This window comes from Pseudomonas sp. CGJS7, assembly GCF_036961695.1.
In genome coordinates this window covers 25,968-36,165 of sequence record NZ_JBAMDI010000116.1, presented here as the reverse complement: position 1 = coordinate 36,165, position 10,198 = coordinate 25,968, and the positions used below count along the sequence as shown (strand labels likewise).

The window sequence follows — 10,198 nt, the reverse complement described above, 5'->3', positions numbered from 1 at the left end:
GCCCAGCCGGCCGCTCCGGCAAAACAGCCGGCTACTGGCGGCTGAGATAAACAGGTTAAAATAGAGTTTCAGCCCCGTCAGGATCGCGGGGCCGGTCAGCGATGACCGATCGGCCCGGCGACACGGTCGCGGGGTCGAGCCAGGAAGGCGTGGTTGGTAGCAGTGCCCAGATGGCGGAATTGGTAGACGCACTACCTTGAGGTGGTAGCGACTTAGGTCGTGGGGGTTCGAGTCCCCCTTTGGGCACCACATCCATTCCAACGCAACACTCCCAAGCTCCAAAGCAATTCGCAACTCGCACCACGGTACGCAGGTGCGGCACGCACGGCGGGCCGCGCCGCGCGTCCAAACGACTGGGTGCCCACGGGGGCGCCAAGCCAAGGTCGCGGTAACGCGCGACCATGTAGCCGAACAAGTAGCCGAGAGAACACCGCGTGCTGGCCGAATACCTGCCGACTCTGTTGTTCCTGATCGTCGCCGGTGGTATCGGCGTCGCCCTGTTGGTAGTAGGTAATGTGCTCGGGCCCAAGCGCCCGACCGCGGAGAAACTGTCTCCCTACGAATGCGGCTTCGAAGCCTTCGAAGACGCGCGCATGCAATTCGACGTGCGCTACTACCTGATCGCCATCCAGTTCATCATTTTCGATCTGGAAATCATCTTCATCGTGCCCTGGGCCACCGTGTTCCGAGATCTCGGCGTGGTCGGCCTGATCGAAATGGGCATTTTCGCCAGCATGCTCCTGCTCGGCTTCGTTTACGTCTGGAAGAAGGGAGCGCTCGAATGGGAGTGATCCAAACCGTCGGCGACACCGTCTCGGGTCTGATGCACAACCCGATCCCGGAAGGCCGCCTCGACGACATCCTGCGCCCGGAAGGCGAGAACCCGCTGCTGCAGCAGGGCTTCGTCACCACCAACCTGGACACGCTGTGGAATTGGGCGCGGACCGGTTCGATGTGGCCGATGACCTTCGGTCTGGCCTGCTGCGCGGTCGAGATGATGCACGCCGGCGCCTCGCGCCTGGACCTGGACCGTTACGGCGTGGTGTTCCGCCCGTCGCCGCGCCAGTCCGACGTGATGATCGTCGCCGGCACCCTGGTCAACAAGATGGCCCCGGCGTTGCGCAAGGTCTACGACCAGATGCCCGACCCGAAGTGGGTGATCTCGATGGGCAGCTGCGCCAACGGCGGCGGCTACTACCACTATTCCTACGCGGTGGTGCGCGGCTGCGATCGCGTGGTTCCGGTCGACGTCTACGTCCCCGGCTGCCCGCCGACCGCCGAAGCGCTGGTCTACGGCATCCTGCAATTGCAGCGCAAGATCCGCCGCGGCACCAACTTCGGCGATCACAAGCAGGGCGTGCGCGAATGAGCGCCTTCGCTCCCGACCATACGCTGCTCGCCCAACGCCTGAGCGAGCGCTTCGCCGGCGCCGCGGTGATCGTGGCCGAGCCGCGCGGCGAAATCACTTTGGAAGTCGCTCCGGCCGAATGGCTCGCCGCCGCGCTCGCGCTGCGCGACGAATTCGGCTTCGAGCAGTGCGTCGACGTCAGCGGCGTGGACTACCTCAGCTACGGCAGCGACGAATGGGACACCGACGTGTCCTCGGAAGGCTTCTCGCGCGGCGTGGAAGGCAAGAGCGCCGGCCGTTTCCGTTGGGGCGAATCGCCCAACGGCGCCGCCGACTCCAAGCCCGAGCGCCGCTTCGCCGCGGTCGCGCATTTGCTCTCGTGCCAGCACAACCAGCGCGTGCGCCTCAAAACCTTCGCAGACAACGACGACCTACCTGTGGTCGCTTCGCTGAGCGTCGTTTGGCCCGGCACTAATTGGTTCGAGCGCGAAGCATTCGACCTGTACGGCATCGTGTTCGAAGGCCACCCGGACCTGCGCCGGATCCTCACCGACTACGGCTTCGTCGGCCATCCGTTCCGCAAGGATTTCCCGCTGATCGGCAACGTGGAAGTGCGTTACGACGCCGACAAGCGCCGCGTGGTCTATGAGCCGGTGTCGATCGATCCCCGCGTCGGCGTGCCGCGCGTGATCCGCGACGACGCGCGCTACCAGACCGCAGTCGGCGAAGCCGCGCAGCGCGAGGTGAAGTGATGAGCAGCCCCGCCAGCGAAATGCCGTTGATCAATCTCAATACCTCCGGCCTGAACAACGCCGAGATCCGCAACTACACGCTCAACTTCGGCCCGCAGCATCCGGCCGCGCACGGCGTGTTGCGTCTGATTCTCGAGATGGACGGCGAAGTGGTGCAGCGCGCCGATCCGCATATCGGCCTGTTGCATCGCGGTACCGAGAAGCTCACCGAGTCCAAGCCGTTCAACCAGTCGATCGGTTACATGGATCGCCTGGACTACGTGTCGATGATGTGCAACGAGCACGCTTACGTGCGCGCGATCGAAACCCTGCTGGGGATCGAGGCGCCCGAGCGCGCGCAGTACATCCGCACCATGTTCGACGAAATCACCCGCATCCTGAACCACCTGATGTGGGTCGGCTCCAACGCGCTCGACCTGGGCGCGATGGCGGTGTTCCTGTACGCCTTCCGCGAACGCGAAGAGCTGATGGACTGCTACGAAGCGGTCTCCGGCGCGCGCATGCACGCGGCGTACTACCGTCCCGGCGGCGTCTACCGCGATCTGCCGGACCGGATGCCGAAGTACAAGGAATCGCCGTGGAAGAAGGGCGGCAGCCTCAAGCGCTTCAACGAGTGGCGCGAAGGCTCGATGCTCGACTACCTCGACGCGTTCGCCGACGACTTCCCCAAGCGCGTGGACGAATACGAAACCCTGCTGACCGATAACCGCATCTGGAAGCAGCGCACCGTCGGCGTCGGCGTGGTCTCGCCCGAGCAGGCCCTGGCCTGGGGCATGACCGGCCCGATGATCCGCGGCTCGGGCATCGCCTGGGACCTGCGCAAGAAGCAGCCCTACGCCAAGTACTCGGAAGTCGATTTCGACATTCCGGTCGGCGTCAACGGCGACTGCTACGACCGTTACCTGGTGCGCGTGGCGGAAATGCGCGAGTCCACCCGGATCATCAAGCAGTGCGTGAAGTGGCTGCGCGCCAATCCCGGCCCCGTGATCGTCGACAACTTCAAGGTCGCCCCGCCCAAGCGCGAGGAGATGAAGGACGACATGGAAGCCTTGATCCATCACTTCAAGCTGTTCTCGGAAGGCTATTGCGTGCCGGCCGGCGAGACCTATGCCGCGGTCGAAGCGCCCAAGGGCGAATTCGGCTGCTACCTGGTCTCCGACGGCGCCAACAAGCCGTTCCGCTGCAAGCTGCGCGCGCCGGGCTTCGCTCACCTTTCGTCGATGGACGAAATCGTCAAGGGCCACATGTTGGCCGACGTGGTGGCGATGATCGGCACCTACGACATCGTGTTCGGCGAGATCGACCGCTAAGCGTCGAACCACAAAAAGTTGTCCCAGATCGTGCGCCAGGGGCGTGCGGTCGCAGAGGAAAGAAAGAATGAAGGCGACAGGCAATTTCGAGGCCGCACAGCACGTCGATCCGATGGTGGCATTGTCGGACAAGACGCGCGCGCACATCGACCACTGGCTGACCAAGTTCCCGCCGGACCGCAAGCGTTCGGCGGTGCTGCAGGGCTTGCACGCCGCGCAGGAGCAGAACGACGGTTGGTTGACCGACGAACTGATCGCCGCGGTCGCCAAGTACCTGAGCCTGCCGCCGGTGTGGGCGTACGAGGTGGCGAGCTTCTATTCGATGTTCGAGACCGAGAAGGTCGGCCGCAACAACGTCGCCTTCTGCACCAACATCAGCTGCTGGCTCAACGGCGCCGAGCAATTGGTCGCCCATGCCGAGAAGAAGCTGGGCTGCAAGCTCGGCCAATCCACCGCCGACGGGCGCGTCTTCCTCAAGCGCGAAGAAGAATGCCTGGCCGCGTGCTGCGGCGCGCCGGTGGTCGTCGTCAACGGTCATTACCACGAGAAGCTCGACGCGACGAAAGTCGACGAACTTCTCGATGGTTTGAAGTGAGGGCGGGCGAGATGGCGCACGGTCACCACGATTATTCCAAGGGCTACGGCCCGGTCGGCCCGGCTCCGCAGGAGCACCAGGTCGTCTACACGACGCTGCACTACGACACTCCGTGGTCGTACGAAAACTATTTGAAGACCGGCGGCTACAGCGCGCTGCGCAAGATCCTGACCGAGAAGACCCCGCAGGACGAGATCATCAACGCGGTCAAGGCCTCCGGCCTGCGCGGCCGCGGCGGCGCGGGCTTCCCGACCGGCCTGAAGTGGAGCTTCATGCCCAAGGGCAGCGGCACCCAGAAGTACATCCTGTGCAACTCGGACGAATCCGAGCCGGGCACGGCCAAGGACCGCGACATCCTGCGCTTCAACCCGCATTCGGTGGTCGAGGGCATGGCCATCGCCTGCTACGCTACCGGTTCGACCGTGGCTTACAACTACCTGCGCGGCGAGTTCCATCACGAGCCGTTCGAGCATTTCGAGCAGGCGCTGAAGGAAGCCTACGAAAACGGCTGGCTGGGCAAGAACGTGCTCGGCAGCGGCGTGGACATCGACATCTACGGCGCGCTCGGCGCCGGCGCCTACATCTGCGGCGAAGAAACCGCGCTGATGGAATCGCTGGAAGGCAAGAAGGGCCAGCCGCGCTACAAGCCGCCGTTCCCGGCCAACTTCGGCCTGTACGGCAAGCCGACCACGATCAACAACACCGAGACCTACGCCTCGGTGCCGGCGATCCTGCGCAACGGCGCGGAGTGGTTCCTGAACCTGGGCAAGCCCAACAACGGCGGCCCGAAGATCTTCTCGGTGTCCGGCCACGTGGCCAACCCGGGCAACTTCGAAATCCGTCTGGGCACGCCGTTCGCCGATCTGCTGCAGATGGCCGGCGGCATCCGCAACGGCAACAAGCTCAAGGCGGTGATCCCCGGCGGGTCGTCGATGAAGGTGTTGCCGGCCGAGCAGATGATGGCCTGCACGATGGACTACGACTCGCTGCAGAAGGCCGGTTCCGGCCTGGGCTCGGGCGCGGTCATCGTGATGGACGAAACCACCTGCATGGTGCGCGCCTGTCAGCGCATCTCGCGCTTCTATTTCAAGGAAAGCTGCGGCCAGTGCACGCCGTGCCGCGAAGGCACCGGCTGGATGTACCGCATGCTGACCCGCATCGCCGAAAAACAGGCGACCCTGGAAGATCTGCAGATGCTGCGCGCCGCCGCGGGCCAGATCGAAGGCCACACCATCTGCGCGTTCGGCGAAGCCGCCGCGTGGCCGGTGCAGGGCTTCCTGCATCACTTCTGGGACGAGTTCGAGTACGCGATCGTCAATAAGCGGTTCCTGGTCGACGACCAGGCAGCCGGCACCGTGGTCGAGAAGAAGGTGGCGGCATGAGCGCGCAGCCGGTAAATCCCAACCTGCCGCCCGACCACGTCACCGTCTTCATCGACGGCGTCGAGATGGCCGCGCCGAAGGGTTCGATGATCATCCAGGCCGCCGACAAGGCCGGCATTCCGATCCCGCGTTTTTGCTATCACGACAAGCTGGCGATCGCGGCCAACTGCCGCATGTGCCTGGTCGAAGTCGAGAAGATGCCCAAGCCGGCGCCGGCCTGCGCCACGCCGGTGATGGACGGCATGAAGGTCATCACGCGCAGCGAGAAGTCGCTGAAGTCGCAGCGCAACGTGATGGAGTTCCTGCTGGTCAACCACCCGTTGGACTGCCCGATCTGCGATCAGGGCGGCGAGTGCGAGCTGCAAGACCTGTCGATGGGTTACGGCCGTTCGGTCAGCCGTTTCGCCGAGCGCAAGCGCGTGGTGCCCGACGAGGACATCGGCCCGCTGGTCGCCACCGAGATGACCCGCTGCATCCAGTGCACCCGCTGCGTGCGGTTCACCGGCGAAATCGCCGGCACCTACGAACTGGGCGGCATGTACCGCGGCGAGAACCTGCAGATCGGCACCTTCGACGGCAAGCCGTTGACCACCGAACTGTCCGGCAACGTCATCGACGTGTGCCCGGTCGGCGCGCTGACCAATAAGGTGTTCCAGTTCAAGGCGCGTCCGTGGGAACTGACCGCGCGCGAATCGCTGGGTTACCACGACGCGCTCGGCAGCAATCTGTTCCTGCACACCCGCCGCGGCGACGTGCTGCGCACCGTGCCGCGCGATAACGAAGCGGTCAACGAGTGCTGGCTGTCGGACCGCGACCGTTACTCGCACCAGGGCCTGTACGCGGAAGACCGCGCCGCGCGTCCGCTGATCCGTGTCAGTGGAAGCGGGGACGGCGGCGAGTGGCGCGAGGCGTCCTGGGAAGAGGCGCTGAGCCGCGCCGCGCAGATCCTGCGCGACAACGGCGGCGACAACCTCGGCGTGCTCGCGCACCCGGCGACGTCCAACGAAGAAGGCGCGCTGCTGGCGCGTCTGGCCGAGGCCGCGGGCACCGGCAACCTCGATCACCGCATCTCGCAGCACGATCTGTCCGACGCGGCCGTGGCCGAAACCTTCGCCATGCCGGTCGCCGAGATCGACAAGGCCGACGTGGTGGTGATCGTGGGCAGCAACCTGCGTCACGAGCTGCCGCTGGTGCATCAGCGCGTGCGCAAGGCCTTCACCCGCGGCGCCAAGGTGCACGTGGTGAACCCGGTCGATTTCGATTTCACCTTCGATGTCGCCGGCAAGCGCATCGTCGCGCCGTCGCAGATCGCTGCGGCGCTGGGCGATCAAGCGCTGGTAGACATCGCCAAGGCCGGTAATCACGTCGCCCTGATCGTCGGCGCGCTGGCCGAAAACGGCCCGTACGCGGCCGCGATCCGCGCCGCCGCCAAGGCCTTCGCCGCCGCCACCGGCGCCAGGCTGTGCCGGATTCCGCAAGGCGCCAACGCGGTCGGTCTGGCCCAGCACGGCGTGCTGCCGTCGGCGCGCGATGCGCGCACGATGCTCAGCGAAGCGCGTGGCGCCTACGTCATTTACGGGATCGAGCCGGGCCTGGATTTCGCCGACACCGAAAGCGCCTTGCGCGCGCTCGGCGCGGCCCAGGTGGTGGCGTTCAGTCACTACGCCTGCCGTTCGACCAAGGCCGTCGCCGACGTGATCCTGCCGATCGGCTTGCTGCCGGAAATCGACGCGACCCTGACCAACCTCGACGGCACCGCCCAACAGGCCACTGCCGGCGGCAAGTTGCCGGGCCAGGCCCGCGCCGGCTGGCGCGTGCTGCGCGCGCTCGGCGGCGAACTGGGCGCGAAGGGTTTCGAGTTCACCGATTTCGACGGCCTGCGCAAGAGCATCGCCCCGCGCAACGTGACGCCGGCCGCCGGCCGCGCGCCGACGCTGGCGGGCGAGGGCCTGGAAGTCGCGGTCTCCACCGCGATCTACCGCAGCGACGCCACCGTGCGCCGCGCGCCGGCATTGCAATCGCATCCGCTCAACCTGGAACCGCGCGCGGTGCTCAATTCGAAGGACGCAGCGTTGCTGGGCTTCAGCGACGGCGCGGTCGGCAAGTTCAGCGCGGGCGCCGGCACGGCGACGCTGCCGGTCGCGGTCAGCGACAAAGTCGCGGCGGGCACGGTGTGGATCGAAAGCGGGCATGGCGCCACCGCGCCGCTCGGTGCCGGTCGCGTGCAGGCGGGGAGGGCTTAAGCCATGGCGGACGGAATGTTCTTCACCCAAGTGGTCGACCCGGTTCGCGAGTTCTTCCTGTCGTTCGGCATGGCCGGCGCGGTCGCGTGGATCGTGCTGAAGATCCTGCTGATCGCGATGCCGGTGATCGTCACCGTGGCGTTCTACGTGGTCTGGGAACGCAAGCTGATCGGCTGGATGCACGTGCGCCGCGGTCCGATGTACGTCGGCATGGGCATCCTTCAGGCCTTCGCCGACGTGTTCAAGCTGCTGTTCAAGGAAGTGATTCAGCCGACCAAGGCCGAGTCGTTCCTGTACAAGCTCGCGCCGCTGCTGACCCTGGCGCCGGCGTTCGCGGCGTGGGCGGTGGTGCCGTTCGACGCCAAGGCGGTGCTGTCCAACGCCAACGCCGGTTTGCTGTACCTGCTGGCGATGACCTCGCTGGGCGTGTACGGCATCATCCTGGCCGGCTGGGCGTCCAACTCCAAGTACGCCTTCCTCGGCGCGATGCGCGCCGCGGCGCAAGTGGTGTCGTACGAAATCGCCATGGGCTTCGCCATGGTCGGCGTGATGGTCGGCGCCGGCAGCCTGAATCTGACCGAGATCGTGATGGCGCAGTCCGGCAACGCCGGCGCGCTGGAATGGTTCTGGGTGCCGATGCTGCCGCTGTTCGTGGTGTATTTCATCTCCGGCGTGGCCGAAACCAACCGCGCGCCGTTCGACGTGGTGGAAGGCGAGTCGGAAATCGTCGCCGGTCACATGGTCGAGTATTCGGGTTCGGCGTTCGCGCTGTTCTTCCTGGCCGAATACGCCAACATGATCCTGATCAGCTTCCTGACCGCGATCTTCTTCCTCGGCGGCTGGCTGAGCCCGTTCCAGGGCCTGGGCATTCCCTTCCTGTCGGTCGACGGCTGGTGGTGGTTGCTGGCCAAGGTGTTCTTCTTCGCCAGCTGCTTCATCTGGTTCCGCGCCTCGTTCCCGCGTTACCGCTACGACCAAATCATGCGCTTGGGTTGGAAGGTGTTCATTCCGCTCACCATCGCCTGGATCTGCGTGGTCGCCGTGATGGCGTACTACAAAGTGTTCCTGCCGGGCGCGTAAGGACAGGCCGACTAGACATGACTCGCATCGTTTCCTATTTCAAAAGCCTGCTCCTGATCGAGCTCGCGCAGGGCCTGGGGCTGACCCTCAAGTACCTGTTCAAGCCCAAGTACACGCTGATGTACCCGATGGAGAAGACCCCGCAATCGCCGCGCTTCCGCGGCGTGCACGCGCTGCGCCGTTATCCCAACGGCGAAGAGCGCTGCATCGCCTGCAAGCTGTGCGAGGCGGTGTGCCCGGCGCTGGCGATCACCATCGACTCGGAAAAGCGTAGTGATGGCACCCGCCGCACCACGCGCTACGACATCGACCTGTTCAAGTGCATCTTCTGCGGTTTCTGCGAAGAGTCCTGCCCGGTCGACTCGATCGTGGAAACCCACATCCACGAATACCACTTCGACCGGCGCGGACAGAACATCGTCACCAAGCCGCAGCTGTTGGCGATCGGCGACCGTCTCGAAACCGAGATCGCCGAGCGCCGCGCCGCCGACGCCGCTTTCCGCTGAGTACTGATATGGATCTCGCCCAGATCGCCTTCTTCGTCTTCGCAGCCGCGGCCACGCTTTCGGCCGTGGCCGTGATCAGCGTCAAGAACCCGGTCCACGCCGCGCTCAGCCTGGTGCTGACCTTCTTCTCGGTGGCCTGCGTCTGGATCATCGCCGGCGCCGAGTTCCTCGGCGTGGCCCTGATCCTGGTCTACGTCGGCGCGGTGATGGTGTTGTTCCTGTTCGTGGTGATGATGCTCGACATCGACGTCGCGCCGCTGCGCGAGGGCTACGTCCGCTATCTGCCGTTCGGCCTGCTGGTGGCGGTGGTGATGCTGGTGGAGATGCTGACCCTGATCGGGGTCAAGGCCTCGATCGCCGCGCCGCTGACCGCCGACGCCTCGGGCGGTTCCAACACCAAGTGGCTGGCCACGGCGTTGTTCACCGACTTCCTGCTGCCGTTCGAGATCGCCGCGGTGATCCTGACCGTGGCGGTGATCGCGGCGGTGATGCTGACCCTGCGTCGCCGTCCGGGCGCCAAGCACCAGAATCCCAGCGAGCAGGCGCGCGTTCGCGCCAGCGACCGCATCCGCATGATCAAGATGGACGCGGTGAAGCCGGCGCCGGTGGCGGAAGCCGCGCCCGCCGAACCCGCCGCGCAGGAGGCCAAGCCGTGAGCGAATTCTTCGGGTCGGGCCTGGCCCTGGGCCACTATCTGGCGCTGGGCGCGGTGCTGTTCTGCATCAGCGTCGCCGGCATCTTTCTCAATCGCAAGAACGTGATCGTGCTGTTGATGTCGATCGAGCTGATGCTGCTCGCGGTCAATATCAACTTCGTCGCGTTCTCGCGTCAGCTGGCCGATCCGGCCGGTCAGGTGTTCGTGTTCTTCATCCTGACCGTCGCCGCCGCCGAGGCCGCCATCGGCCTTGCGATCCTGGTCACGCTGTTCCGCAACCGGCGCACGATCAACGTCGCTGAAATCGACACGATGAAGGGCTGACCG

11 protein-coding genes and 1 tRNA gene are annotated in these 10,198 nt (G+C 65.5%); all 12 read left to right on the top strand.

Annotated features, from left to right (window positions below):
- The first annotated feature begins 164 nt into the window (after nucleotides 1–164).
- The 12 genes from V7787_RS41565 (at nucleotide 165) to nuoK (ending at nucleotide 10,195) form a co-directional block, all read left to right on the top strand.
- A tRNA-Leu gene (locus V7787_RS41565) sits at nucleotides 165–249 on the top strand.
- 185 nt (nucleotides 250–434) lie between these two features.
- A complete protein-coding gene (locus V7787_RS41560; RefSeq protein ID WP_057942707.1) occupies nucleotides 435–791 on the top strand; it encodes an NADH-quinone oxidoreductase subunit A in 357 nt (118 codons plus the stop codon).
- Nucleotides 782–1,369, top strand: coding sequence for a NuoB/complex I 20 kDa subunit family protein (locus tag V7787_RS41555; RefSeq protein ID WP_336093423.1), 588 nt, complete (start codon nucleotides 782–784; stop codon nucleotides 1,367–1,369). Before V7787_RS41560 ends, V7787_RS41555 begins: the two co-directional genes overlap by 10 nt.
- Nucleotides 1,366–2,100 (top strand): NADH-quinone oxidoreductase subunit C, encoded by a 735-nt coding sequence (locus V7787_RS41550; protein WP_336093421.1) that lies wholly within the window; start codon nucleotides 1,366–1,368, stop codon nucleotides 2,098–2,100. Before V7787_RS41555 ends, V7787_RS41550 begins: the two co-directional genes overlap by 4 nt.
- Complete coding sequence (locus V7787_RS41545) at nucleotides 2,100–3,410, top strand: NADH-quinone oxidoreductase subunit D (RefSeq protein WP_336093419.1); 1,311 nt, start codon at nucleotides 2,100–2,102, stop codon at nucleotides 3,408–3,410. The genes V7787_RS41550 and V7787_RS41545 overlap by 1 nt, the downstream gene beginning before the upstream one ends.
- A gap of 67 nt (nucleotides 3,411–3,477) precedes the next feature.
- Nucleotides 3,478–4,005: an NADH-quinone oxidoreductase subunit NuoE gene (nuoE, locus tag V7787_RS41540; RefSeq protein ID WP_336093417.1), complete on the top strand. Its 528-nt coding sequence runs from the start codon at nucleotides 3,478–3,480 to the stop codon at nucleotides 4,003–4,005.
- 11 nt (nucleotides 4,006–4,016) lie between these two features.
- Nucleotides 4,017–5,387 (top strand): NADH-quinone oxidoreductase subunit NuoF, encoded by a 1,371-nt coding sequence (nuoF, locus tag V7787_RS41535; protein WP_336093415.1) that lies wholly within the window; start codon nucleotides 4,017–4,019, stop codon nucleotides 5,385–5,387.
- The gene (gene nuoG / locus V7787_RS41530) at nucleotides 5,384–7,630 is read left to right on the top strand and encodes an NADH-quinone oxidoreductase subunit NuoG (protein ID WP_336093413.1); all 2,247 of its coding nucleotides are present in this window, start codon (nucleotides 5,384–5,386) and stop codon (nucleotides 7,628–7,630) included. The genes nuoF and nuoG overlap by 4 nt, the downstream gene beginning before the upstream one ends.
- Nucleotides 7,631–7,645: 15 nt before the next feature.
- Nucleotides 7,646–8,710, top strand: a complete 1,065-nt coding sequence (gene nuoH / locus V7787_RS41525; RefSeq protein ID WP_336093411.1) for an NADH-quinone oxidoreductase subunit NuoH — start codon at nucleotides 7,646–7,648, stop codon at nucleotides 8,708–8,710.
- 17 nt (nucleotides 8,711–8,727) lie between these two features.
- A complete protein-coding gene (gene nuoI, locus V7787_RS41520; protein WP_336093409.1) occupies nucleotides 8,728–9,216 on the top strand; it encodes an NADH-quinone oxidoreductase subunit NuoI in 489 nt (162 codons plus the stop codon).
- Nucleotides 9,217–9,224: 8 nt separating this feature from the next.
- Nucleotides 9,225–9,872: an NADH-quinone oxidoreductase subunit J gene (locus tag V7787_RS41515; RefSeq protein ID WP_336093407.1), complete on the top strand. Its 648-nt coding sequence runs from the start codon at nucleotides 9,225–9,227 to the stop codon at nucleotides 9,870–9,872.
- A complete protein-coding gene (nuoK, locus tag V7787_RS41510; protein ID WP_031370871.1) occupies nucleotides 9,869–10,195 on the top strand; it encodes an NADH-quinone oxidoreductase subunit NuoK in 327 nt (108 codons plus the stop codon). Before V7787_RS41515 ends, nuoK begins: the two co-directional genes overlap by 4 nt.
- Nucleotides 10,196–10,198 lie beyond the last annotated feature (3 nt).